The sequence below is a fragment of the Cobetia sp. SIMBA_158 genome (genome assembly GCF_046566945.1).
GTDB classification, from domain to species: domain Bacteria; phylum Pseudomonadota; class Gammaproteobacteria; order Pseudomonadales; family Halomonadaceae; genus Cobetia; species Cobetia amphilecti.
The window spans coordinates 1-241 of record NZ_JAWJYL010000980.1 but is presented as its reverse complement, the minus strand read 5'-3'; the positions used below and the strand labels follow the sequence as shown (position 1 = coordinate 241).

The 241-nt window shown below is 73.4% G+C and carries 1 protein-coding gene; it reads right to left on the bottom strand.

Features of this window, described 5'->3' with window-relative positions; translation table 11 throughout:
* On the bottom strand, positions 1-227 hold a 227-nt coding region (locus tag R2R70_RS22740), incomplete at its 3' end, for a hypothetical protein (protein WP_410979307.1).
* Between the last annotated feature and the right edge of the window lie 14 nt (positions 228-241).

The window sequence follows — 241 nt, the reverse complement described above, 5'->3', positions numbered from 1 at the left end:
GCACCGCGCGCGACCCACTGCGCCTGCGCGATCACGCGCTGGTTCTCGATCCGGCGAATCTGCACCTGCTGGCGCCACAGCATCCCCGACACGAGGATCGCCGACAGCGCGACGACGAGCAGCGCGGTGATGATCGCCGCGCCGCGCTCGCGGCGGGCTTGTGTGCTTGCGGGCGTGCTTGCGGGCGGGCGGGCGGCGAAGCGGGAACGGTGAGGGCGCGCGCGCATCGTCATTCCCCGAC